This is a genomic window from Billgrantia tianxiuensis (assembly GCF_009834345.1).
In the GTDB taxonomy this organism is placed as follows: Bacteria; Pseudomonadota; Gammaproteobacteria; order Pseudomonadales; family Halomonadaceae; genus Halomonas; species Halomonas tianxiuensis.
Map to the genome: position 1 here is coordinate 535,218 of NZ_CP035042.1, position 25,498 is coordinate 560,715.

Annotated in this window: 12 protein-coding genes, 2 tRNA genes, 3 rRNA genes and 3 pseudogenes; 13 read left to right on the forward strand and 7 right to left on the reverse strand. The window is 62.4% G+C overall.

Going from position 1 to position 25,498, the window contains the following annotated elements; genetic code table 11:
• Positions 1-87 precede the first annotated feature (87 nt).
• From EKK97_RS02440 to prlC, 3 genes and pseudogenes are all read right to left on the reverse strand, one after another.
• Positions 88-1,812: a Na/Pi cotransporter family protein gene (locus EKK97_RS02440; RefSeq protein ID WP_159548670.1), complete on the reverse strand. Its 1,725-nt coding sequence runs from the start codon at positions 1,810-1,812 to the stop codon at positions 88-90.
• A 2-nt stretch (positions 1,813-1,814) separates the two neighbouring features.
• Positions 1,815-2,060 (reverse strand): YheV family putative zinc ribbon protein, encoded by a 246-nt coding sequence (locus EKK97_RS02445; RefSeq protein WP_159548673.1) that lies wholly within the window; start codon positions 2,058-2,060, stop codon positions 1,815-1,817.
• Between the two features lie 77 nt (positions 2,061-2,137).
• Positions 2,138-4,188, reverse strand: a pseudogene (gene prlC, locus EKK97_RS02450) (oligopeptidase A).
• A 143-nt stretch (positions 4,189-4,331) separates the two neighbouring features.
• On the opposite strand from prlC, the gene EKK97_RS02455 reads away from it, so the two are divergent.
• The 3 genes from EKK97_RS02455 to EKK97_RS02465 all read left to right on the forward strand — a co-directional run bounded on the left by EKK97_RS02455 (position 4,332) and on the right by EKK97_RS02465 (position 7,043).
• The gene (locus tag EKK97_RS02455; RefSeq protein ID WP_159548676.1) at positions 4,332-5,672 is read left to right on the forward strand and encodes a sodium-dependent transporter; all 1,341 of its coding nucleotides are present in this window, start codon (positions 4,332-4,334) and stop codon (positions 5,670-5,672) included.
• Positions 5,673-5,699: 27 nt separating this feature from the next.
• Positions 5,700-6,263 carry a gamma carbonic anhydrase family protein gene (locus tag EKK97_RS02460; protein ID WP_159548678.1) on the forward strand — a complete coding sequence of 188 codons (564 nt, stop codon included), beginning with the start codon at positions 5,700-5,702 and terminating at the stop codon, positions 6,261-6,263.
• Between the two features lie 108 nt (positions 6,264-6,371).
• Positions 6,372-7,043, forward strand: a complete 672-nt coding sequence (locus EKK97_RS02465) for a metal-dependent hydrolase (protein ID WP_159548680.1) — start codon at positions 6,372-6,374, stop codon at positions 7,041-7,043.
• Here the strand turns inward: EKK97_RS02465 and EKK97_RS02470 are convergent.
• From EKK97_RS02470 to EKK97_RS02480, 3 genes and pseudogenes are all read right to left on the reverse strand, one after another.
• Positions 7,019-8,400, reverse strand: a pseudogene (locus tag EKK97_RS02470) (sigma-54-dependent transcriptional regulator). The gene EKK97_RS02465 and the pseudogene EKK97_RS02470 sit on opposite strands and share 25 nt — an antisense overlap.
• On the reverse strand, positions 8,393-10,309 hold the full coding sequence (locus EKK97_RS02475; RefSeq protein WP_234287193.1) for a sensor histidine kinase: 1,917 nt from the start codon (positions 10,307-10,309) through the stop codon (positions 8,393-8,395). Before EKK97_RS02475 ends, EKK97_RS02470 begins: the two are co-directional and overlap by 8 nt.
• 12 nt (positions 10,310-10,321) lie before the next feature.
• A pseudogene (locus EKK97_RS02480) lies at positions 10,322-11,094 on the reverse strand (GntR family transcriptional regulator).
• A gap of 309 nt (positions 11,095-11,403) precedes the next feature.
• Here EKK97_RS02480 and EKK97_RS02485 point away from each other — a divergent pair.
• The 9 genes from EKK97_RS02485 (at position 11,404) to rrf (ending at position 23,112) form a co-directional block, all read left to right on the forward strand.
• A complete protein-coding gene (locus tag EKK97_RS02485) occupies positions 11,404-12,159 on the forward strand; it encodes a (Fe-S)-binding protein (RefSeq protein ID WP_159548684.1) in 756 nt (251 codons plus the stop codon).
• On the forward strand, positions 12,156-13,610 hold the full coding sequence (locus EKK97_RS02490) for a LutB/LldF family L-lactate oxidation iron-sulfur protein (protein ID WP_159548686.1): 1,455 nt from the start codon (positions 12,156-12,158) through the stop codon (positions 13,608-13,610). The genes EKK97_RS02485 and EKK97_RS02490 overlap by 4 nt, the downstream gene beginning before the upstream one ends.
• Complete coding sequence (locus tag EKK97_RS02495; RefSeq protein ID WP_159548688.1) at positions 13,607-14,275, forward strand: LutC/YkgG family protein; 669 nt, start codon at positions 13,607-13,609, stop codon at positions 14,273-14,275. Before EKK97_RS02490 ends, EKK97_RS02495 begins: the two co-directional genes overlap by 4 nt.
• Positions 14,272-17,154: an FAD-binding and (Fe-S)-binding domain-containing protein gene (locus tag EKK97_RS02500; RefSeq protein ID WP_159548690.1), complete on the forward strand. Its 2,883-nt coding sequence runs from the start codon at positions 14,272-14,274 to the stop codon at positions 17,152-17,154. Before EKK97_RS02495 ends, EKK97_RS02500 begins: the two co-directional genes overlap by 4 nt.
• Positions 17,155-17,815: 661 nt before the next feature.
• Positions 17,816-19,355 (forward strand): 16S ribosomal RNA (locus tag EKK97_RS02505).
• 209 nt (positions 19,356-19,564) lie between these two features.
• Positions 19,565-19,641: transfer RNA gene (locus EKK97_RS02510), tRNA-Ile, on the forward strand.
• A gap of 110 nt (positions 19,642-19,751) precedes the next feature.
• A tRNA-Ala gene (locus EKK97_RS02515) sits at positions 19,752-19,827 on the forward strand.
• Between the two features lie 201 nt (positions 19,828-20,028).
• Positions 20,029-22,915, forward strand: a 23S ribosomal RNA gene (locus EKK97_RS02520).
• 81 nt (positions 22,916-22,996) lie between these two features.
• A 5S ribosomal RNA gene (gene rrf, locus EKK97_RS02525) occupies positions 22,997-23,112 on the forward strand.
• The 16S, 23S and 5S rRNA genes sit together here with 2 tRNA genes alongside, the layout of an rRNA operon.
• 181 nt (positions 23,113-23,293) lie before the next feature.
• Here the strand turns inward: rrf and EKK97_RS02530 are convergent.
• Positions 23,294-24,202: a LysR family transcriptional regulator gene (locus tag EKK97_RS02530; RefSeq protein ID WP_159548692.1), complete on the reverse strand. Its 909-nt coding sequence runs from the start codon at positions 24,200-24,202 to the stop codon at positions 23,294-23,296.
• 101 nt (positions 24,203-24,303) lie between these two features.
• Here EKK97_RS02530 and EKK97_RS02535 point away from each other — a divergent pair, with 101 nt between their 5' ends.
• Complete coding sequence (locus tag EKK97_RS02535) at positions 24,304-25,470, forward strand: mandelate racemase/muconate lactonizing enzyme family protein (RefSeq protein ID WP_159548694.1); 1,167 nt, start codon at positions 24,304-24,306, stop codon at positions 25,468-25,470.
• Positions 25,471-25,498 lie beyond the last annotated feature (28 nt).

Consider the following 25,498-nt stretch of genomic DNA (forward strand, 5'->3'; position numbering starts at 1 on the left):
TTAGACAAAGGTCGAATCATGGGCGAGATGGTGCGTCTGAGTTTCCGCACTTTACTTCAATCTTATGTGTGGAAAGACGCACACCTCTCAAGAATACGTTAGTCCTGGTTCGGCCAATATGGCAATTAGCCGGCTGGCCTGATGCAGGTCGTTCATCAACGATGAGGCAAGCCACGGGTCGAGGCGATGTTCGCGCAGGCGCTCGGCCAGTTCATGCTGCCAGTGGCGGCGGACTTCCTCGATGGGAGCGGCGATCGCCAGGCCCTGCTCCTCTTCGGCTAGCCGGTTGAGGCCTGTGGCGACGGCCAGACGCAGGTCGTCGTGAGCTTCGCGTAGGGGGCTCATGGGGGCGGAGTGTCGCAGCAAGCTGCGTTGCAGTACCTCACCGAAGCGTACGGCCTCCACCATGCGCAGCGTGCGTGCCTGCAAGATTTCCAGCCGTTCCTGCTGAGCCTCGGTCAGTGGCACGTCGATGCGTGCCTGAAAGGCAAGGATCTCGGTCAGCAGCGGCTTGATGCGCTCATGGTAGCGAGCGTTCACCGGTAGCCATGCCTCCGGGACGATTTGCCTTTCCACGGCTTCACGTCCGGGCGGGTGTCCGATCACCTCGGCGCTGGGCAGCAGAATTGCCGTACATAGCAGGTGATAGGCGCGCCGGTTGAGACGTCGGCACTCCTGTTCCATGGCCGCGACAGCGGTGTCGGCATGTTGCAGCGCGGCCGGATCGAGGTAGCGCGCCTGTGTCGGCAGCAGTCGCGCCGGTTCAGGAAAGCGGTGCTCGAGCCAGCGGGCCAGGCGCGGTATCCAGGGCAGCAGCAGAACGATGCCGAGCAGGTTGAACAGGGTGTGGAACAGCGCCAGTTTGAGTGGCCAGGCGGTCTCGGCCAGCCCTGCCAGTTCGGCAAGGACATCGACCAGCCAGGCCAGCGGCATCAGCAGGACCAGGGCAACCGCTGCGGTAGCCAGATTGAAAATGACATGGGCGCCAGCCAGGCGCCGGGCGGCCACGCCGGCCGAGAGCGCGCCGAGCACAGCGGTGACCGTAGTACCGACATTGGCGCCGATGGCAATGGCCAGGGCAGGGAGGTAGGGCAACTGGCCCGAGGCCAGGGCGGCCAGGGTGAGCAGCAGCGTGGCATGGCTCGATTGCATGACCACGGTGGCGATGACCCCGGCCAGCACGAACAGCGGCCAGTGCCAGGGCTGGTCGCCGATCCAGCCATCGAGGCGGAATCCATCCTGCCAGGCCTCGAAGCCCAGCTTCATGAAGTCGATACCGAGGAACAGCAGGCCGATGCCAAGCAACAGTCCGGCGATGCCGGCCAGGGCGCCATCGCGCAAGCGGTAGCGGCCGAGCAGGCCGAGAGCGAGCAATGGCATGGCGTACTGGGCCAGATCGAAACGCAGGCCGAACGAGGCGATCAGCCAGGCGCCGGTGGTGGTGCCCAGGTTGGCGCCGAAGAGTAGCGCAATGGCACCTGGCAGCGTGATCAGGCCGGCGCTGACGAAAGACATTGCCAGCAGGGTGATTAACGAGCTGGACTGGACCAGGGCGGTGGCCAGGGCGCCGACGCCGATGGCACGCCCCGGATGACTCGTGGCCGCGCTCAACCAGTGATCGAGCGTTCCGCCCGAGAGGCGCTTGATGGCTTCTTCGAGGTGGGACATGCCCCACAGGAACAGGCCCAGCCCGGCGGCCAGTGTGGCCAGATCGGGGCGTGACAGTAGCAGCAGCGCGACGACGACAAGCCCGAACAGCTCCAGTTGGCGGCGTCTGCGCTGGCCGATGCTACCGGGGGCCGTGCCCGTCACGTTCAGCGGCTCCTGGGGTCGAGGATTCTCACGGTCTGGATGGTGTTTTTACGCTGCTCTTCGCGCTCGCGGTTGACGCGTGTCTCCAGCTCGGTGGCCGCTTCCTCCTCGATCGGCGCCTGCTCGAAGAAGTCGCAGTTGACGCAGTCGCGATAGCGCACGCCGTTCTGCTCCCAGGCGCGGATGCGGTCCATCTCGGCACAGCGGGGGCAAACGGCACCGGCAATGAAGCGTTTCTGAACGGCCATGATGCCTCCATGAGGAATAGCTGCCGAAGAGAACTCCGGCGGCGGTGTGGCTACGATAGCGCGCCGTACCGGTGTTGTCAGGCGGCGCGAATGCCGCTGTGGCGCAACAGCGGCTCGACGCTGGGCTCGCGGCCGCGGAAGGCACGGAACAGCTCCGCGGCATCACGGGCACCACCTTGCTCGAGAATCTCGCTGCGGAAGCGCCGGCCGGTCTCGGGATCGAAGATACCGGCTTCCTCGAAAGCGCTCCAGGCATCGGCGGAGAGCACCTCAGCCCACTTGTAGCTGTAGTAGCCTGCGGCATAGCCGCCGGCAAAAATATGGCTGAAGCCGTTCTGGAAGCGATTGAAGTCGGCCTTCGGTACGACGGACACGGCCAGGCGCACCTCGTCGAGCAGCGCCTGCACCTCGCTCGCCGTGGGGGCGGCCAGTTCATGGTGCAGGCGTAAGTCGAACAGCGAGAACTCCAACTGGCGCACCAGGCCCATGGCAGATTGGAAGTTCTTGGCCGCCTGCAGACGCTCGAGCAATTCGGCCGGCAAGGCCTCGCCGCTGTCGACATGACCGGCAATCAGGTCGAGCCCTTCGCGCTCCCAGCAGTAGTTCTCCATGAACTGGCTGGGCAGCTCCACGGCATCCCAGGCCACACCATTGATGCCGGACACCTCGGCAATGGTCTGCCGGGTCAGCATGTGGTGCAGTCCATGGCCGAACTCGTGGAACAGGGTGGTAACCTCATCGTGGGTCAATAGCGCCGGGCGATCACCGACCGGACGGGTGAAGTTACAGGTCAGGTAGGCCACCGGTAGCTGCAGTCCGCCATCCTCGCGGCAACGGCGCACCCGGCACTCGTCCATCCAGGCGCCGCCGCGCTTGCCTTCGCGTGCGTAGAGGTCGAGGTAGAAGCCGGCAATCGGCTCGCCATGCTCGAGAATGCGGAAGTAGCGCACTTCGGGATGGTAGCGGGGGGCCTGACCGTCTTCCTCGAAAGTGACGCCATACAGGCGCTCTACTACCCGGAACAGGCCATCGACCACTCGCGGCGCGGGGAAATAGGGGCGTAGTTGTTCCTGTGAGATGGCGTGGCGAGCCTCGCGCAGTTTCTCGCTGGCATAGCCCACGTCCCAAGGGGCGAGTTCGGGCAAGTCGAGGTTGTCGCGGGCATAGGCTTCGAGTTCTGCGAACTCCTCGCGTGCCTGGGGCACCGCACGGCGTGCCAGGTCCTCGAGGAAATCGAGGACCTGGCGCGGGGATTCGGCCATCTTGGTAGCAAGCGACAGGTCGGCATAGCTGGAGAAGCCGAGCAGCTCGGCCAGCTCGCGACGCAGGCGCAGGGTCTCCTCGATGACCGGTGCGTTGTCGTATTCGCCGGCGTTGGGGCCTTGGTCCGAAGCGCGAGTGACGAAGGCGGTATAGACTTCGCGGCGCAGCTCGCGATCCTCGGCGAAGGTCAGCACGGGGTAGAAGCTGGGGAAGTCCAGGGTGATGCGATAACCCTTCACACCTTTTGCCTCGGCGTTGGCGGCCAGCGTCGCCAGCGCGCTTTCCGGCAGCCCGGCCAGCCTGTCCGCATCGTCGATGTCCTTGTGCCATGCCTGGGTGGCGTCGAGCAGCTGATTGGAGAAGGTGTTGGAGAGCTCCGACAGGCGCGCCTTGATCTCGCCGTAGCGGCGCTTCTTCTCGGCCGGCAGGTCGACGCCGGCAAGACGAAAGTCGCGCAGAGTGTTGTCGACGCTGCGCCGCTGGGCTTCGTCCAGCTCGGCCCAGGCCGGCCCCTCCTTGAGCGCCTGCCAGGCACGGAACAACGGCTCATGCTGTCCCAGCCAGGTGCTGTAGTCGGAGAGCTTGCCCAGGCAGGCCTGGTAGGCTTCGCGCAGGGCGGGCGAATTCATGGTGCCGTTGAGGTGCGACACCGGCGACCAGGCGCGGGAGAGACGGTCGTTGAGGGCTTCGAGCGGAGCGGCGAGACTCTCCAGGTGGGTGCCTCTCGCTGTGCTCGTTCGACCAGTGCCTCGACGCCCACACGATTGTCGGCGAGCAGTTCATCGATGGCGGGAACCACGTGCTCCGGCCGGATCTCGGCGAAGGGTGGCAGTTCATGCGGCTCGAGCAGCGGGTTGTGGGGCATGCGCACCTCGGGTTTGCAGTCGGCGGGGAAGCGAATAGGCGTTAGATGCGGCCAACATGGGCAGGTTTCAATCCCGCCGTGGGGATTGGTCGCGGAGGGCCGGCCTGATAGGCTTGCGCCTCCACTAAAGTCGAGGTTAGGGCATGAATGCAACCCTGGAGCGCTGGAGCACGCGGCGAGCCTTTATCCTGGCGGTAACCGGCGCCGCGGTGGGGCTTGGCAATATCTGGCGTTTTCCCTACATCACCGGTGAGAACGGTGGCGCCGCTTTCCTGGTGCTCTACGTCGCTTTCGTGCTGTTGCTCGGACTGCCGGTGATGATGGCGGAGATACTGATCGGGCGTGCCGGTCGTCGCTCACCGATGCAGTCCCTGGGATACCTGGCCGGGCAGGCCGGAGCCAGTCGTCATTGGCGGCTGCTGGGCTTGTTCGGTGCCTTTACCGTCTTTTGCATCCTGTCGTTCTACTCCGTGGTCTCGGGCTGGTCCATCGAGTTCCTTGTCACTGCAGTCAATGGCGGCTTCAGCGGCCTCGGTGCGGCTGAGGTCGCTGCCGGCTTCGAGGGCTTCCTCGCCGATCCGCGTCGAATGACCTTCAACCACACGCTGTTCCTGTTCATGACCATGACCGTGGTGGCGGCAGGCGTGGCCAAGGGGCTGGAGCGGCTCAACAACTTGCTGATGCCACTGCTCTACCTGCTGCTGATCCTGCTCGCCGGTTACGCCGCGACCACCGATGGCTTCGGTACCGCACTGACCTGGCTGTTCCGGCCCAACTTTTCTGCGATCACTCCCATGGTCGTCATGCATGCCATGGGGCACGCCTTCTTCACCCTGGCGGTCGGTGCCTGCGCGCTAATGGCCTATGGCGCCTACATGCCCGAGCGGCAAAGCTTGCCGCGTGCCGCCGGTGCCGTGGCGGTACTCGACGTCAGCGTGGCGCTGCTGGCCGGGATCGCTATCTTCTCGGTGGTGTTCTCCCAGGGCATGGACCCCGGCGAAGGGCCGGGGCTGATGTTCGTCACCCTACCCATCGCCTTTGCCGAGCTGCCCTGGGGAGCGCTGTGGCTCAGCGTATTCTTCCTGCTGCTGTTGCTGGCCACCTGGACCTCTTCGATCAACCTGGCCGAACCCATGGTAGCCACGCTCCAGGGCATGGGACTCGGCCGCGGCAAGGCCGCCGCGGTGGTCGGCATCGCCGTGTGGCTGGTGGGCCTGCTGTCGGTGCTGTCCTTCTCCGCCCTTGCCGAGTGGCGGCCGCTGTTCGGCATGAACGCCTTCGACCTGGTGACCACCATTCCCACGGAAATCTTTCTGCCGGTGGGCGGCCTGCTGATTGCCGTCTTCGCCGCCTGGGTCATGCCCCGCCAGGTCGCCCAGGCGGCCATGGGTGTCGGCGAGCCGGGCTTCCGTCTATGGCAAGCGGTGGTACGCTGGGTCTCGATTCCCCTGGCGGCCCTGGTGCTGGCCGCAGGATTGCTGTAACCCTGAGACGACCGGCCTGGAGGCTTCATGAGTTCGAACGATCCCATTCGTAGCTGGCAGGGCACGCGCCCTGCTCTGGGGGCACGAGTCTACGTCGACCCCGCCAGCGTGGTGCTCGGCGAGGTGGTGCTGGGCGACGACTGCTCGGTATGGCCGATGGCGGTGATCCGTGGCGACATGCATCGAATCCGCATCGGTGCGCGCACCAGTGTGCAGGATGGCAGCGTGCTGCACATCACCCACGCCAGCGACTTCAACCCCGACGGTTTTCCGCTGACCATCGGCGATGACGTCACCATCGGCCACAAGGCGATCCTGCATGGCTGCACGCTGGGTAACCGTATCCTGGTGGGCATGGGGGCCATCGTCATGGATGGTGCCGTGGTCGAGGATGAGGTGATCATTGCCGCCGGGGCCGTCGTCACTCCGGGCAAGCGTCTCGAGAGCGGCTTCGTCTATGCCGGCAATCCGGCCAAGGCGCTGCGTCCACTGAAGGACAAGGAGCGCGCCTTTTTCCCCTATACCGCTGGAAACTACGTCAAATTGAAAGACCAGTACCTGGCGGAACAGGGCGCAGCGTCGGCGGAGTGACGTTTCGCTCCGATCCCCCTTCCATTGGCCCTCTAAACCATTGTTCATTATCGGTGTTGTGAGCGATAATATGGATATTTATCCAGTTTTTTGAGGGCTTGCCTCGGCATGGCCGATTTTCGCACCCATCTCAGTGCTGCCGTGGGTGGCGGCACCCTCCTGGCCTTCGTCGGATGGCAGGGGGATCTATGGACGCCGGGAGAGGCGCTGCCGCTGGCAGCTCTGACCGCCTTCGGCGGCATCCTGCCCGATATCGATGCCGATCACTCCCACGCGGTGCGCCTGATTTTCAATACCATGGCCGTGCTGGCGGTGGTGGTGGGGGTGCTGTTGCTGCATGCTCGACTCGAGCCGGGGGCGCTACTGATGGTCTGCGGCGGCCTCTATCTTGGGGTGCGCTTCGTGCTGAGCCCGATCTTCAAGCGCTTCTCCGTGCATCGCGGGATCTGGCACTCACTGCTGGCCGCCGTGCTGTGCGGGTTGGCGACCAGCGTGGCCGGCTACCAGTGGCTTGGCCAGCCGGCTTGGCTGGCCTGGGCCCAGGGGCTGGCGCTGCTGCTGGGTTATGGCATCCATCTGCTACTCGACGAACTCTTCAGCGTGGATCTCACCGGCGTGCGCCTCAAGCGTTCCTTCGGCACGGCGCTCAAGCTGTTCGACTACCGCGAGCCGCTCAACTCCGCTTTGATGCTGCTGCTGGTTGCCGCGATGCTTCCGTGGATGCCGCCCTGGCACGCACTCATGAGCCTGCTGGCTCAGGGCGCCATTTTCTGGCGATAGTCCTCTGGCCTCAGGCCGTACTTCCTGAGTTTGTCGTAGAGTGTCTTGCGCGGCAGGCCGAGGTGCTCGCACACCTCCGTGATCCGGCCACGGTGGCTGACCAGCGACTGGCTGATCAGGCTCTTCTCGAAAAGTTCCACCTGCTGCGGCAGGGCCAGCTCGGCGCTGTCCGCCTCGACCCCTTCCAGCAATACATCGATGCGGTAGTCGAAGGCCGAGCCCAGCAGCACGTAGCGTTCGGCCAGGTTGCGCAGCTCGCGTACGTTGCCGGGCCAATCATGCGCCATCAGTGTGGAAATGCCCCCGGTGGCCAGGGGAGGGGCTTCCAGTCCGCTACGGTTGGCAGCCACCACGGCGAAATGCTGGAACAGCAGCGGGATGTCCTCGCGCCGCTCGCGCAGGGCGGGGATCGGTAGCGTGACGACGTTGAGTCGGTAGTAGAGGTCCTCGCGGAACTCACCGGCTTCCGCGGCGAGCTTCAGGTCGATCTTGGTGGCGGCGATCACGCGGATATCAAGCGGCACCGCCTCGTTGGCGCCGAGCCGTTCGACGCAGCGCTCCTGCAGCACGCGTAGTAGCTTGACCTGCAGCGCCAAAGGCATCGATTCGATCTCGTCGAGGAACACGGTACCGCCGTTGGCGTGTTCGAACTTGCCGATACGCCGTTCCACGGCGCCGGTGAAAGCGCCCTTTTCGTGGCCGAACAGCTCCGATTCGATGATGCTCTCGGGCACCGCGCCGCAGTTGATCGCGACGAAGGGATGCCCCCGCGCGGGCTGCGCTCGTGGATGGCACGGGCCACCAGGTCCTTGCCGGTACCGGTCTCGCCGAACAGCAGCACGTCGGTTTCCACCTGGGCGATGCGCTGGACCATCGAGGCCAGGCGCTGAATGGCCGGGGTGCGGCCCACCAGGCGCGGGCCGGGGGCAGCCTGCTGTGCTTCCAGCTCGGCCTTGAGCTGGCGGTTCTCCAGGCTCAACCGGCGCTTGTCGACGCCGCGACGGACCATTTCCACCAGGCGCTCGCCGGCAAAGGGTTTCTCGAGGAAGTCCCAGGCGCCCTCGCGCATGGCTTCCACCGCGGTGGAGATATCGCCGTGGCCGGTGATCAGGATCACCGGCAGGTCCGGGTCGCGCAGGCGTACCTCGCGCAGCAGCGCCATGCCATCCATGCCGGGCATGCGGATATCGCTGACGACTACGCCGGGAAAATCGGGCGTGAGGCTTGCCAAGGCGCTCTCGGCACTGGCGTGGGGCTGAGGCTGGTAGCCGGCCAGTTCGAGGGTCTGGCCGGCGGTGATGCGCAGGTGGGGTTCGTCATCGATGATCAGTACCGGGATGGCCGCCGGGTCATGCATGTGAGCGCTGCTCCTCGGTTGGCGAAGGCTGGGAGCCGTCAGGACGTTTTTCCTGGGGCAGGGTAATGGTGAAGCGGGCGCCAGCGCCAGCCAGGTTGGTTGCCTCGATGCTGCCTCCCAGATCATTGATGATGCGTGCCGAGATCGACAGCCCCAGCCCCAGCCCACTGCCGGGCGACTTGGTCGTGAAGAAGGGCTCGAAAATACGCGACAGATGCGTTTCTGGAATGCCTGGGCCGGTATCGGCAACGCTGATCCGCACTTCTCCCGCTTCGGTCTCGACACGTAGAACGAGTCTGGGCGCTTGGGTTTCCGCCATTGCCTGCAGTGCGTTGCCGATCAGGTTGACCAACACCTGTTCGAGCCGCACCAGATCGGCATATACCCACACTTCTTCCTCCCAACAGCGTTCGACCTCTACGTCACGAAGCCGATTCTGGTAGAGCCGCAGTGCGTAGTCGAAGCATGCCTGCACCGATACCGCTGTCAAAGAACTATCGCTCTTGCGTGAAAACTGGCGCAATTGGGCGCTGATCTCGGCCATGCGCTCGGTCAGTTCCACTACCTGGGCCAGGTTGGCGTCGACGGCATCGATGCGCTGACGCTCGAGGAAGGCGCGAGCGTTCTCAGCATAAGCGCGAATCGCGGCCAATGGCTGGTTGAGTTCATGGTTGATGCCCGCGGCCAGTTGACCGAGCACGGCTAGCTTGGCCGCCTGGATCAGCTCGTCGCGAGTCTGGCGCAGGTTTTCTTCGGCCCGGCGGCGCTCCTCGATCTCGTCGGAGAGCAGGCGGTTGGTCTCCAGTAGGTCGCGGGTGCGCAGTTGGACGTTACGCTCCAGCTCGTCCCGTGCGCTGGCGAGAGTCTGGCGCTCGCGTTCGGCGAATAGCTCCCGCTCCCGGCGCAGGCGCAGGCGCTGCCAGCCGACGCCGCCAGCCAGTACGACCACGCTGTACAGGCCGCCGGCCAACGCGGCGGCCAGCCATTGCGCCTGGTAGACAGAGCCGAGTGGCTTGAGGATATGCATATCCCAGCCGTAGGCGTCCATATGGCGAGTCAGCGCCAGGTGATTACCCTCGGTCAGCGGACCCTGGTCGAACCTGACCAGGCGACTGCCGTCGGGGCGCTGTTCGTAGATTTCGATGCCCGATGGGGAAAGCGGTTCGTCGGCATAGCGGCGGGTGGCCAGCAGTGCCTGGCGCTCCTCTTCGGAGAGGGGGTGCAGTGCGCTCATGCGCAGCTCGGGATGACTGGCCATGAACACGATGTCGTCCTTGTCAGTGACCAGCAGTACGGCATCTTGCTCCGCCCAGCTCTCCTCGACTGCGTCCAGCAGAATCTTGATCACCATGACGCCGCTGGGGCGGGCATCGGGAGCCGTGTCGTCGAGCCACACAGGGGCCGAAAAATAGTAGCCGCGCTCCAGAGACTGTACTCCCAGGCCATAGAAGCGGCCACGCCCTCCTTCGATGGCGTCCTGGTAGTAGCTGCGAAAAGCATAGTTCTGACCGATAAAAGTATTGGGCCGGTGCCAGTTACTGGCCGCCAGCGTATTGGCGTCGGCATCCAGTAGATAGACGTCGGAAACGTCGGCCGTGGCGCGGAACTGATCGAGCAGCAGGTTGAGCGGCATCGGGTCCTGCTGTCCCTGGTTGAGCAGGAAGCGCTGAACCATCTCGCGCGAGGCCAACAACTGCGGCAGGTAGTCATGGCGTGTCAGATGACCCTCGAGGCCGGCGGCAGAAAGGCGCAGCTCATTTTCGGCCTCGCGTACCAGGGTCTGCAGCGCCTGCTCTCGCGCCACTTGCGCGGCCTGCCACATGATCGCCACCAGCCCCAGCGGCAACAGTAGCAGTAGCAGCCAGCGCAGGGGCTGCGACAGGCGAGGCGGGCGATGCGGGCCTTTCACGGAGGGCATTCCTTACAGCTGGATTTCCGGCAATGCCTGGGCGCGACGCAGGGCGCGCTGGGCACGAGTTTCGGCGCGTTCCATTTCCAGTAGCCCCTCTTCGACGAACACCAGGTGTTCATGAGCGCGCGCGCGGGCATCTTCGGCGCGGCCCTCGAGAATGGCATCCAGCAGGGCTCGGTGCTGTTTCATCAATATGGGACGCGACTGAGGTTTCTCGAACAGGTGTGCCAGGTTATCGACGATGCTCTTCTCGAGCAGATGAAAAATGCCGCGAATGGTATGCAGGAGCAAGACGTTGTGCGCTGCTTCGGCAATGGCCAGGTGAAAGGCGGCGTCCGCCTTGGCTTCCAGTTCCGGATCGCGGCCGGCGAAGCAGGCTTCCAGTTCCTCGAAGCGCTTGATCAGCATGGCGCGATCGGCCGGGGTGGAACGCAGGGCGGCATAGTAGGCCGAGATCCCTTCCATGGCGTCGCGGAATTCGAGCAGGTCCAGGTGGAACTCCTGATGCCTGGCCAGCATGTCCAGCAGCGGATCGCTGTAGCCGCTGTTGAGTTCGCGGGTCACGAAGGTGCCGCCCCCTGGCGGCTGGTGAGCAGGCCGCGGGTCGCCAGCTTTTGTATCGCCTCGCGCAGCGAGGGACGCGAAACGCCGAAACGCTCGGCCAGCTCTCTCTCCGGTGGCAGGCGCTGTCCGGGTTTGAGGCTCCCCTCGAGTATCATTGCCTCGAGGCGCTCGGTGATGACATCGGCCAGGCGGGGCTGGCGTACGTTCTGGTAGGTCATGCAGAACTTCCCTGAGACGCAATCGGCTTAATTGGTCTTACCAATATTGGCCCGAAATGCGGCCTGGTGCAATCGAGAAACGAAGATTTCTCGACAAGAAACACACCCAATATTGCAGCCATATTCTGGTAGATAGACCAAAGTCTATGCTGGAAAAGCGCCAAAACCTGCCTCGGTGTTTGACACTCTTCGGAGGGAGCCCTAAGGTTCAACGACATTTTTGGGTAAATTGGTTTTACCAATTTACCAAGAAGATTTCGACAATAAACGAGACCGCGACTGCCCACGGGCCGACAGTGAGGGAGCCTCATGACCCCAGTCAAGCTGTACCCACCCAAGCCGGAGAAGGTCTACTTCTTCGGCACCTGTCTGATCGACCTCTTTTATCCTGAAGCGGGAATGGATGGCATCCGCCTGTTGGAGCGCGAGGGGATCGAGGTGGTTTACCCTCAGGCGCAGACCTGCTGTGGTCAGCCAGCCTATACCTCCGGCTATCACGACGAGGCGCGGGCGGTGGCGGCGGCGCAGCTCGATCTCTTTCCCGAGCCCTGGCCGATCGTCGTGCCCTCAGGCTCCTGTGGCGGCATGATGCGCACCCATTACCCTCAGCTCTTTGCCGGCACCGAGCATGAGGCGCGCGCCAACGAGGTGGCGGGGCGGATCTACGAGCTGACCGAGTTCCTGCTGCATGTCTGCCAGCTCAGGCTCGAGGATCGTGGGCAGCCGGAAAAAGTGGCCATGCACACGTCCTGCAGTGCCCGTCGCGAGATGGGCCTGGCCGAGACCGGTCCGGCGCTGCTCGCCCGCATGGGCCAGGTCGAACTGGTGGAGCAGGCCCGCGCCGCCGAGTGCTGCGGCTTCGGCGGCACCTTTGCCGTGCGCCACCCTGAAGTTTCCGCCGCCATGGTCGAGGACAAGACCCAGGCCATCGAGGCCACCGGGGCGATGCGTTTCGTGACTTCCGATTGCGGCTGCCTGATGAACATCGCCGGTCGTTTCGAACATCAGGGCAAGGCGGTCGAGGGCGAGCACATCGCCAGCTACCTGTGGCGGAGGACCTCATGAGCGCTTCCGAAGTACAGACGTTCACGCCCCGCGAGTTCCATCGCCAGGCTCACGATGCCCTGGGCAATCCCCAGATACGTGCCAATTTTCGCAAGGCGATGGATGGCCTTATGGCCAAGCGCCGCGACGTCTTCAGCGATTGGGATCTCGAGACGCTACGCGAGCTCGGTGCCAATATCCGCCTGCGCGCGCTGGCCAAGCTGCCTGACCTGCTCGAGCGGCTCGAGGCCAACTGTCAGGCCAATGGGATTCAGGTGCACTGGGCCGAGAACGGCGACGAGGCGTGCCGCATCATTCGTGGAATCTGCGAGCGCCATGGCGCCAAGGCGGTGATCAAGGGCAAGTCGATGGTCTCCGAGGAGATGCACCTCAATGCCCATCTGGAAGCGGCGGGCATCGAGGCGCTGGAGTCCGATCTCGGCGAATACCTGGTGCAGCTCAACGAGCAGACGCCCTCTCATATCATCATGCCGGCGATCCATCTCAATACCGATGAGATCTCCGACATCATGCACACCAGGACCGGTACCGAGCGGACCCGTGACGTGGACTATATGACCGCAGCCGCGCGGGCTCAGTTGCGCGAGCGCTTCATGGCCGCCGACGTGGGTGTCTCTGGGGTCAACTTCGCCGTGGCCGAGACTGGCACCCTGTGCCTGGTGGAGAACGAGGGCAACGGCCGCATGACCACTGCCGTACCGCCGGTGCACATCGCTGTGACCGGCATCGAAAAGGTGGTCGAGCATCTGCGCGATGTGCCGCCGCTCTATGCGCTGCTGACCCGTTCGGCCACCGGCCAGCACGTCACCACCTACTTCAACATGATCAGCTCGCCGCGCAAGCCCGGCGAGCACGATGGACCGAATGAGGTCCATCTGGTGCTGGTCGACAGCGGTCGCTCCAACATCTATCAGGACGACGAGCTGCTCGACACCCTGCGCTGCATCCGCTGCGGCGCCTGCATGAACCACTGTCCGGTCTATACCCGTGTCGGTGGGCATACTTATGGCACTACTTATCCCGGCCCCATCGGCAGCATCCTGATGCCTCACATGATGGGCCTGGAGGCGACCAAGGATCTGCCCACCGCCTCGAGCCTGTGCGGCGCCTGCGGCGAGGTGTGCCCGGTCAAGATTCCGATTCCCGACCTGCTGGTGCGCCTGCGTCGCGAGGCGGTGGGCGAGGGGCGCGGCAACGTGCCCGGTGCCGGCGTCAAGCGGACGAAGAAGGAAGTGGCAGCGTGGAAAGGGTTCCAGTGGCTGGCCACGCACCCCGGCGCCTGGCGCAGCAGTACGGCCATCGCCGGCAAGCTGCAGGCGCTGATGCCCTCGAAGCTGGGGCCATGGACGGAATACCGCACTGCGCCCAAGCCGGCCAAGGTTTCACTGCATGCAATGGTCAAACGCCATCAGGCAGGCAAATCCGATGAGGATGGGGGGAAGCGTTCATGAGTGCCCGCGACAACATTCTCAAACGCCTACGTGAGCGTACCGACGGCCCGCTGACGGCGCCGCAGAGCGATTTCGCCGTGGTCAGCGGGCGCGGCTGGAGCCAGCAGGAGCGGCTGGCGCGCTTCGAGCGCTGGATCACCTCGGTGCATGGCGAGGTGATCCACACGTCTCGCGATGACTGGACCAAGGCACTTGCCGAGCTGCTCAAGGCCAAGGGCATTCGCCGCCTGGCCCTGGGGCGGGAGCACCCCGTGGCCGCCGAGGCGCGCGCCGCCCTGGCCGAAGGCGACGTCTCCCTGGTCGATGCCGACCGCGATATCGAGACCTGGCGGCACGAGCAGTTCCACGACACCGATGCCGGCCTGACCTCCACCCGCGGCGCCATCGCCGAGACCGGCAGCCTGTGGCTGTGGCCGACCCCCGATGAGCCGCGCCTGCTGAGCCTGGTGCCGCCAATCCATATCGCCGTACTCGATGCCGACACCATCGAAGACACCTTCTTCGACGTGGTCGAAGCCCACGGCTGGGCCGGCGGCATGCCCACCAACGCGCTGCTGATCTCGGGGCCGAGCAAGACCGCCGACATCGAGCAGACCCTGGCCTATGGCGTGCACGGGCCGCGCGAGCTGGTGGTGCTGTTGCGTCATGCCGAGGAGCGACCATGAGCGCTGCGACGACGGCACCTGCCGCCGATGCCTGGCAGGCGCTCAAACAGGAGCTGCTCGCGATCATGCCCGCCGAGCGGCTGATCGACGACCCGCTGCGCACCCTGACCTACGGCACCGACGCCAGCTTCTACCGGCTCATTCCCAAGCTGGTGGTGCGCCCCGCCGACGAGGACGAGCTGATGGCGGTGCTGGCCGGCTGCCGCCAGCGCGGCCTTCCGGTCACCTTCCGCGCCGCCGGCACCTCGCTCTCGGGCCAGGCGGTGACCGACTCGGTGCTGATCCAGCTGCGCGAGGGCTGGCGCGGCCACGAGATCCTCGACAATGGCCGGGGCATTCGCCTGCAGCCCGGGGTGATCGGCGCGCGGGCCAACCAGCTGCTGGCCCCCTTCGGGCGCAAGATCGGCCCCGATCCGGCCTCCATCAACAGCTGCATGGTGGGCGGGATCGCCGCCAACAACGCCTCGGGCATGTGCTGCGGCACGGCGCAGAACAGCTACCGCACGGTGCGCGACATGCGCGTGATCCTGGCCGATGGCACCCGCCTGGACACCGCCGACCCGGCCAGTTGCGCGGCGTTCCGGCGCAGCCATGCCGAGCTCGTCGAAGGACTCGAGCGTCTCTCCGCCGAGACCCGGGCCAACTCGGCGCTGGCGGAGAAGATCCGCCACAAGTACCGGCTCAAGAACACCACCGGCTACGCGCTCAACAGCCTGGTCGACTTCGACGACGGCATCGAGATCCTCAAGCACCTGATGATCGGCTCCGAGGGTACCCTCGGCTTCATTAGCACCATCACCTACGACACCGTTATCGACGAGCCGCACAAGGCCGCCGCGCTGGTCTTCCTGCCCGACATGGCCACCACCTGCCGCGCCACCATCGCGCTCAAGCCAGCGCCGGTCTCGGCGGTGGAGCTGATGGATCGCGCCGCGCTGCGCTCGGTGGAGAACAAGCCGGGCATGCCCGAGGGGCTCAAGCGCCTGCCCGAAGGGGCGGCGGCACTGCTGATCGACGTGCGCGGCAACGGCGAGGCGGAGCTTCAGGCGCGGCTCGAGGCGGTACAGGCCATCTTCGAGGGCATCCACACCCTGGAGCCGGTCACCTTCACTCAAGAAAAGAGCCTCTACGAACTCTACTGGAAGATCCGCAAGGGCCTCTTCCCCGCCGTGGGGGCGGTGCGCGACACCGGCACCACGGTGATCATCGAGGACGTCGCCTTCCCCATCGAGCGCCTCGACGAGGGTGTGCTGGCGCTGACCGAGGCCTTCCATCGTCACGGCTACCCGGAGGCGATCTTGTTCGGCCACGCCCTGGAGGGCAACCTGCACTTCGTCTTCCCGCAAGGCTTCGAGAAGCCCGGCGAGGTGGAGCGCTACCAGGCGTTGATGGACGAGGTGGCGCAGCTGGTCGGCGTCGAGTACGGCGGTTCGCTCAAGGCTGAGCACGGCACCGGACGCAACATGGCCCCTTACGTGGAGCTTGAATGGGGCCCCGAAGCTTACGCGCTGATGTGGCGGATCAAGGCGCTGTTCGACCCGGAAAATCTGCTCAACCCCGATGTCATCCTCAGTCGCAACCCGACCCTGCACCTGGAAAATCTCAAGCCGCTGCCGGCGGCCGATCCCATCGTCGACAAGTGCATCGAGTGCGGCTTCTGCGAGCACGTCTGCCCTTCGCGGGATCTCACCCTGACGCCGCGGCAGCGCATCGTCGCCGCTCGCGAAATGGCTAGGCTCGAGGCGCTGGGCGCAAGCCTCGCTGGCGAAGAGGCCGAACGCCTCGAGCGGCTGCGCAGGGACTACCGCTACGCCGGCGATGAGACCTGCGCCGTCGATGGCCTGTGCGCTACCCAGTGTCCGGTGGGTATCAATACCGGCGAGCTGATCCGTGAGATGCGCCGCGAGCGGCTGGCGCCGCATGCTGACATGGCGCGCCGGGTGGGGCGCCACTTTTCCGGTACCACTCGGCTGGCACGGGGCATGCTCAACCTGGCCGGCGCCGGGCGCGCCGTGCTGGGTGAAAAAGGACTCTCCAAGGTGAGTGGGGCCATCACCCAGGTCAGTGGCGGCAAGGTGCCCCAGTGGATTCCCACCCTGCCCAAGGCAGCATCGATTCGCGTGCTCAAACGGAAACCTGCGGCCAATGGCGTGCATGACAAGGTGGTCTACTTCCCTTCCTGCGCCACTCGCGTCTTCGGCGCCGGGCATGGCGACAGCGAGAACCGCTCGATCATGGAGATCACCCTTTCGCTGCTGGAGAAGGCCGGCTTCGAGGTGATCGTACCCGAGATGCCGGGGCATCTCTGCTGTGGAATGGCCTTCCAGTCCAAGGGGCAGTTCGAGGAGGCGACGCACAAGGCGCGCGAACTCAATCGCGAGCTGCTGGTGGCGAGCCAGAATGGCCGTTACCCGATCCTCAGTGACACCAGTCCCTGCGTGCTGCATATGCAGGGGCGGTTGGACGAGCGGTTAACGGTGCAGGAGCCGGTGGCCTTTGCCCACGACCACCTGCTGCCGCGGCTCGATATCACTCCGCTCGACGAGCGCGTGGCCGTGCACGTAACCTGCTCGAGCACGCACATGGGCCTGGGCGAGCGCATGGTGGCACTGGCAAGGGCCTGCGCCCGCGAGGTGGTGGTACCGGCCGAGATCACCTGCTGCGGCTTCGCCGGCGACAAGGGGCTGATCACGCCGGAGCTTAATGCCTCGGCTCTGAAGGGGTTGGCCGAGCAGGTAAGGGGATGCGATGCGGGGTATTCCAACTCGCGCACCTGCGAAATCGGCCTGTCACTGCATGGCGGCATCCCGTATCGTTCGATCCTGTCGCTGCTCGACCGTGCCAGCCGCAAGCGCAAGGAAGCGGGCGAGACAGCCTGAACCCTTTACATGAGTCATCCACAGCCGCTCGCCTGCGAGCGGCTGTGGATAAGCCCTTGTGTTGCGTCCCTGAAATATTTTTACCGCCGCCCCTTGCGGGGCTCGGGGGAAAACCGTAAAGTACGCATCCGCTGCCGGCGACGGGCAACGTTGCAGGCGGTGGATAGGGTGGTAAGTGGTTGTCATGATTTGAATTTTTCGATTCGCTTCGCAAGATTCGCACTTGACGCCCACGGCGGATTCGGTAGAATGCGCCCCACTCGAAAGCAAGTCCGGCAACGGGCTTGCGGTCGCCGGCTCCGGCTGGTCTTCGCGGTCAGGGTCACCTCGGTGACGGCCTCGAAGAGAGTTGACAAACTCCGGCGCTTCAGTAGAATACGCCTTCCTCGCAGGGCGCTGGCGAGGCCCCTCGGTCACCGGATCGACGGCCGCGACAGCAAGCGAGACGCTCCACTCTTCATAGAGCCCGGAGCCGCTCTTTAACAATCGATCAGGTAATTCATGTGGGCGCTTGTCGATGAGGTGGTGAGAAGTCACACCATTTCAAGGCAAGCGACTCGTCGAGACCTTCGGGTCTTTTGAGAAGCTTTGACCTTGAGCCGAGTTTGGTTCGCTTTCGTCCGTTTCTTCGGGAAGGGGCGAGCAAGAACCGCACGATCTTAAACTGAAGAGTTTGATCATGGCTCAGATTGAACGCTGGCGGCAGGCCTAACACATGCAAGTCGAGCGGCAGCACGGGGAGCTTGCTCCCTGGTGGCGAGCGGCGGACGGGTGAGTAATGCATAGGAATCTGCCCGGTAGTGGGGGATAACCTGGGGAAACCCAGGCTAATACCGCATACGTCCTACGGGAGAAAGCAGGGGACCTTCGGGCCTTGCGCTATCGGATGAGCCTATGTCGGATTAGCTGGTTGGTGAGGTAATGGCTCACCAAGGCGACGATCCGTAGCTGGTCTGAGAGGATGATCAGCCACATCGGGACTGAGACACGGCCCGAACTCCTACGGGAGGCAGCAGTGGGGAATATTGGACAATGGGCGCAAGCCTGATCCAGCCATGCCGCGTGTGTGAAGAAGGCCCTCGGGTTGTAAAGCACTTTCAGTGGGGAAGAAAGCCTTCCGGTTAATACCCGGGAGGAGGGACATCACCCACAGAAGAAGCACCGGCTAACTCCGTGCCAGCAGCCGCGGTAATACGGAGGGTGCGAGCGTTAATCGGAATTACTGGGCGTAAAGCGCGCGTAGGCGGCTTGATAAGCCGGTTGTGAAAGCCCCGGGCTCAACCTGGGAACGGCATCCGGAACTGTCAGGCTAGAGTGCAGGAGAGGAAGGTAGAATTCCCGGTGTAGCGGTGAAATGCGTAGAGATCGGGAGGAATACCAGTGGCGAAGGCGGCCTTCTGGACTGACACTGACGCTGAGGTGCGAAAGCGTGGGTAGCAAACAGGATTAGATACCCTGGTAGTCCACGCCGTAAACGATGTCGACTAGCCGTTGGGTCCTTCGCGGACTTTGTGGCGCAGTTAACGCGATAAGTCGACCGCCTGGGGAGTACGGCCGCAAGGTTAAAACTCAAATGAATTGACGGGGGCCCGCACAAGCGGTGGAGCATGTGGTTTAATTCGATGCAACGCGAAGAACCTTACCTACCCTTGACATCCTGCGAACCCTTCGGAGACGAAGGGGTGCCTTCGGGAACGCAGAGACAGGTGCTGCATGGCTGTCGTCAGCTCGTGTTGTGAAATGTTGGGTTAAGTCCCGTAACGAGCGCAACCCTTGTCCCTATTTGCCAGCGATTCGGTCGGGAACTCTAGGGAGACTGCCGGTGACAAACCGGAGGAAGGTGGGGACGACGTCAAGTCATCATGGCCCTTACGGGTAGGGCTACACACGTGCTACAATGGTCAGTACAAAGGGTTGCGAACTTGCGAGAGTGAGCCAATCCCAGAAAGCTGATCTCAGTCCGGATCGGAGTCTGCAACTCGACTCCGTGAAGTCGGAATCGCTAGTAATCGTGAATCAGAATGTCACGGTGAATACGTTCCCGGGCCTTGTACACACCGCCCGTCACACCATGGGAGTGGACTGCACCAGAAGTGGTTAGCCTAACCTTCGGGAGGGCGATCACCACGGTGTGGTTCATGACTGGGGTGAAGTCGTAACAAGGTAGCCGTAGGGGAACCTGCGGCTGGATCACCTCCTTAAACGACGAATCACGCCTCGCGGCAAGTGCTCACAATGAATTACCTGATCGGCCAGAGCAAAGACTGTTTGGGTCGGCGAGCGATCGCCGATGCATCGGTAGCAAGCCGGGTCTGTAGCTCAGTTGGCTAGAGCGCACCCCCTGACCTTTGTGGAAAGAAGGGTGAGGTCGGCCAGCCGACGGCTAGCAAGCTTGCAACCGTACAGTGCCGGGTCTGTAGCTCAGTTGGTTAGAGCGCACCCCTGATAAGGGTGAGGTCGGCAGTTCAAATCTGCCCAGACCCACCAAATTTCGCCGGATACGGCGTTGCTTTGAACCTCGCATAGCGAGCTATGCGTCGGCCCAAAGCGCCTTGTCTCCGACGAAATTCATCGCCAGTTGCAACGCGATGATCAGTGGGGCCATAGCTCAGCTGGGAGAGCGCCTGCCTTGCACGCAGGAGGTCAGCGGTTCGATCCCGCTTGGCTCCACCAAACTTCTCCCCTCAGTCTCATGTTTCGTGACCAGTGATAAGCGCAAGGTGTGCTTATCACTGTTCTCTGAACAGTCTGCTCTTTAACAATGTGAATCATGCTGACAAGTTTTCTCCGCAAGGAGAAAACGCAAGAGATACGTCTCAAGCGTATCCGGCAATTGTCGTACGTGATCGCAGACCAGACCCCTTCGGGTTATATGGTCAAGCGATTAAGCGCATACGGTGGATGCCTTGGCAGCCAGAGGCGATGAAGGACGTGGTAGCCTGCGATAAGGCTCGGTGAGGTGGCAAACGACCTGTGACCCGGGCATTTCCGAATGGGGAAACCCACCCTGCACAAGCAGGGTATCCCACACTGAATCCATAGGTGTTGGGAGGCGAACCGGGGGAACTGAAACATCTAAGTACCCCGAGGAAAAGAAATCAACCGAGATTCCCCAGTAGCGGCGAGCGAACGGGGAGTAGCCCTTAAGCATGTGACTGGTTAGGCGAACGAGCTGGGAAGCTCGACCATAGGGGGTGATAGTCCCGTAGCCGAAAACCTGAGCATGTGAAATCGAGTAGGTCGGGGCACGTGAAACCTTGACTGAACATGGGGGGACCATCCTCCAAGGCTAAATACTCCTGGCTGACCGATAGTGAACCAGTACCGTGAGGGAAAGGCGAAAAGAACCCCGGAGAGGGGAGTGAAATAGATCCTGAAACCGTATGCGTACAAGCAGTGGGAGCCCCTTCGTGGGGTGACCGCGTACCTTTTGTATAATGGGTCAGCGACTTATTTTCAGTGGCGAGCTTAACCGAATAGGGGAGGCGTAGGGAAACCGAGTCTTAACTGGGCGACCAGTCGCTGGGAATAGACCCGAAACCGGGCGATCTATCCATGAGCAGGTTGAAGGTTGAGTAACATCAACTGGAGGACCGAACCAGGACCTGTTGAAAAAGGTTTGGATGACTTGTGGATCGGAGTGAAAGGCTAATCAAGCTCGGAGATAGCTGGTTCTCCTCGAAAGCTATTTAGGTAGCGCCTCACGTATCACCGCCGGGGGTAGAGCACTGTTTCGGCTAGGGGGCCATCCCGGCTTACCAACCCGAGGCAAACTCCGAATACCGGTGAGTGCAGCGTGGGAGACACACGGCGGGTGCTAACGTCCGTCGTGAAAAGGGAAACAACCCAGACCGTCAGCTAAGGTCCCGAAATCCTGGTTAAGTGGGAAACGATGTGGGAAGGCTCAGACAGCTAGGAGGTTGGCTTAGAAGCAGCCATCCTTTAAAGAAAGCGTAATAGCTCACTAGTCGAGTCGGCCTGCGCGGAAGATGTAACGGGGCTAAACCAGGTACCGAAGCTACGGGTTCGTCGAATGACGAGCGGTAGAGGAGCGTCGTGTACGCCGATGAAGGTGGATTGAGAAGTCTGCTGGAGGTATCACGAGTGCGAATGCTGACATGAGTAACGACAAGGGGAGTGAAAAACTCCCCCGCCGGAAGACCAAGGGTTTCTGTTCGACGCTAATCGGAGCAGAGTGAGTCGGCCCCTAAGGCGAGGCCGAAAGGCGTAGTCGATGGGAAACGGGTCAATATTCCCGTACCTCACTGTATTGCGATGGGGGACGAAGAAGGCTAGGTGGGCCAGGCGTTGGTTGTCCTGGTGAAAGCCAGTAGGCTGGGATCTTAGGCAAATCCGGGATCCCAAGGCCGAGAGGCGAGACGAAGGCACTACGGTGCCGAAGTCATCGATGCCACGCTTCCAGGAAAAGCCTCTAAGCTTCAGATACAGTGGGACCGTACCCCAAACCGACACAGGTGGTCAGGTAGAGAATACCCAGGCGCTTGAGAGAACTCGGGTGAAGGAACTAGGCAAAATGGTGCCGTAACTTCGGGAGAAGGCACGCCGCGTTAGTGTGAAGGCCCTCGCGGCTGGAGCACGAGGCGGTCGAAGATACCAGGTGGCTGCAACTGTTTATTAAAAACACAGCACTCTGCAAACGCGCAAGCGGACGTATAGGGTGTGACGCCTGCCCGGTGCCGGAAGGTTAAGTGATGGTGTTAGCCCTCGGGCGAAGCTCTTGATCGAAGCCCCGGTAAACGGCGGCCGTAACTATAACGGTCCTAAGGTAGCGAAATTCCTTGTCGGGTAAGTTCCGACCTGCACGAATGGCGTAATGATGGCCACGCTGTCTCCACCCGAGACTCAGTGAAATTGAAATCGCAGTGAAGATGCTGTGTACCCGCGGCTAGACGGAAAGACCCCGTGAACCTTTACTATAGCTTCACACTGGACGCTGATGTTGCTTGTGTAGGATAGCTGGGAGGCTAGGAACCCCGGACGCCAGTTCGGGCGGAGCCAATCTTGAAATACCAGCCTGGCATCATTGGCGTTCTAACTCAGGTCCGTGATCCGGATCGAGGACAGTGTGTGGTGGGTAGTTTGACTGGGGCGGTCTCCTCCCAAAGCGTAACGGAGGAGCACGAAGGTACCCTCAGCACGGTCGGAAATCGTGCAGTGAGTGCAAGAGCATAAGGGTGCTTGACTGCGAGACAGACACGTCGAGCAGGTACGAAAGTAGGTTCTAGTGATCCGGTGGTTCTGTATGGAAGGGCCATCGCTCAACGGATAAAAGGTACTCCGGGGATAACAGGCTGATACCGCCCAAGAGTTCACATCGACGGCGGTGTTTGGCACCTCGATGTCGGCTCATCACATCCTGGGGCTGAAGTCGGTCCCAAGGGTATGGCTGTTCGCCATTTAAAGTGGTACGCGAGCTGGGTTTAGAACGTCGTGAGACAGTTCGGTCCCTATCTGCCGTGGGCGTTGGATGTTTGAGAAGAGCTGCTCCTAGTACGAGAGGACCGGAGTGGACGCACCTCTGGTGTTCCGGTTGTCACGCCAGTGGCATTGCCGGGTAGCTACGTGCGGACGGGATAACCGCTGAAGGCATCTAAGCGGGAAGCCCCCTTCAAGATGAGACATCCCCGAGGCCTCGAGCCTCCTGAAGGGCCCAGCGAGACCAGCTGGTTGATAGGCCGGGTGTGGAAGCGCTGCAAGGCGTTGAGCTAACCGGTACTAATGGCCCGTGAGGCTTGACCATATAACCCCAAGGGGTCTGCGCATCGCGCGCAATTGACGGATACGACGAGACGTAGCGTCGGCATGATTCCAACCGTTTTCGCCTGACGACCATAGCGAGTGGGAACCACCTGATCCCATGCCGAACTCAGCAGTGAAACCGCTCAGCGCCGATGGTAGTGTGGGGCCTCCCCATGCGAGAGTAGGTCATCGTCAGGCATCTTTTCAGAAACCCAGCTTCGCAAGAGGCTGGGTTTCGCCGTTTAGGGGCCTCCCATGGAGAGTCGCGGGGAGCCGCCCTGGACATCGTCAGGCATCTTTTCAGCAACCCCGGCCAACTGGTCGGGGTTTTTTCATGCCTAAAGGCAGCGTGACCGAAGCAAATGGCTAACTGTCGCGGTTACGTTGGCGACGATTCGACGACGGAACGCCAGAACTCTTCTGCTGCCTTTCCCGCGAATTCGCGCTCTCTGTAGAGCTTGATGGTGAGAGGAATGCACCACTCCTCTCCTGCTGCCGCCACCAGCAGGCTCTCGTCCAGATCGTCTTCCACCAAGGATTGGGGTAGCCAAGCGAGGCCACGGCCATCAAGCGCCATGGTGCGAAGTACCGAGGCGAGGTGTGCGGTAAAGGCCGGCTGCAAGGCGGATGTCTCCAGGAGGTGGCTAAACACCGCACGAAGGATGCGCTCAAGCCCCGACTCCTCGCTGTATCGAAGCATCGGCACCTCGCTATCTGCCGCCACAGGCAGAGAGAAGCGTGGCCCGCCCTTGGCATCCGGAATGGATACAGGAATCAGCCTGTCACTGCCAACTCGGGCAGAAAGATAGGTATCCGAGTCTAGGATACCTCGGGCTTGAGGGTGTGCATGGCTTACGACGAACTGCACTTTTCCTTGCTGCATGAGCCCTTCGCAGCGTTGCAGAACGTCTGACATCAGCTGCAATGGACCGAGTGCCGTACCCGACTCCAGGCTGCGTAGCCAGCGTGGCAGGAATGTGAAGGACAAGGCGTGGGTGGAGGCCAGCCGCAGTGTCACCGAGCTGGCTTCTGCCACCCGCCTGGCATCGCCAGGTATCCGTGAAACCCGTGCCAGCATTTCCTGCGCTACCCCGCGGAACCACTCTCCCGTCTCTGTCAGCCTGGCAGGCTGGGTGCTTCTGTCGAGCAGATCCACCCCGATCCACTCTTCCAAGGCGCGGATACGGCGGCTGAAGGCAGGCTGCGAGCTGTGTCTCTGCTCTGCTGCCCGCGAAAAGTTGCCCGTATCGGCCAGGGCAAGGAAGTCTTCAAGCCAGATGAAATTCACGGCCGGTTCGTCCAGTGCATGAGGCGAGAGAAATTGAACATTGGCTGAAAGGCTCGAGGATATCGATCATAACGACTCCATGACACTGTTTGGAGCCAAGTATGAAGATCGTCGAGATCCGCGAAAAGACCGTGCCCATCAGCTCTTCCATACGTAATGCGTATATCGATTTCAGCAAAATGACCTTGAGCCTGGTGGCGGTCATCACCGATGTGATGCGTGACGGCAAGCCCGTCGTGGGTTACGGCTTCAACTCAAATGGTCGCTATGGCCAAGGTACGCTCATGCGCGAACGCTTCATTCCGCGTTTGCTGGAGGCCGAGCCCGACTCGTTGGTCGACGAGACCGGAAGTAACCTCGATCCGCACAGGGTCTGGGATACCATGCTGACCAATGAGAAGCCTGGTGGCCATGGCGAGCGCTCGGTAGCCATTGGAACCATCGACATGGCCATCTGGGACACAGTTGCCAAGATCGAAGGCAAGCCGCTGTTCCAGTTATTGGCAGAACGCTATGGAATCGGCAAGCCGAATCGCAAGGTCTTCGTGTACGCTGCTGGTGGTTACTACTATCCGGGCCAGGACTACAAGAAGCTGCAGGATGAGATGCGCAGCTATATCGATCGTGGCTATACGGTGGTCAAGAAGAAGATTGGAGGAGCTTCGCTGGAAGAGGACCTGCGTCGCATCGATGCCATCATGGAAGTACTGCAGGACGGCCAGAAACTCTGCGTGGACGCCAACGGTCGCTTCGACCTGGAGACCGCGATCGCCTATGCAAAGGCGCTGTCGCAGTACGACCTGTTCTGGTACGAAGAGCCGGGCGATCCGCTGGATTTCGAACTGCAGTCCGTATTGCGCAGTTTCTACACGAACCCCATGGCGACCGGCGAAAACCTCTTTTCGATGCAGGACGCGCGTAACCTGATTCGCTACGGTGGGATGCGGCCCGATCGCGACTGGCTCCAGTTCGATTGTGCATTGAGCTATGGCCTGGTCGAGTATCTCCGCACACTCGACATGCTCACGGAGCATGGTTGGTCGGCCAGCCGCTGTATTCCGCATGGCGGTCACCAGATGTCCTTGAATATCGCAGCCGGCTTGGGCCTGGGCGGTAACGAATCTTACCCCGATCTCTTCCAGCCATACGGTGGCTTTCCCGATGGCGTGAGGGTCGAGAACGGCTTCGTGACGCTGCCCGATCTGCCGGGAATCGGCTTCGAGGGTAAGGCGGATCTCTATCGGGAAATGGCAGTTCTGTCGGCGTAGCCTGCCGCTGAATCATGGCATTCGGTGC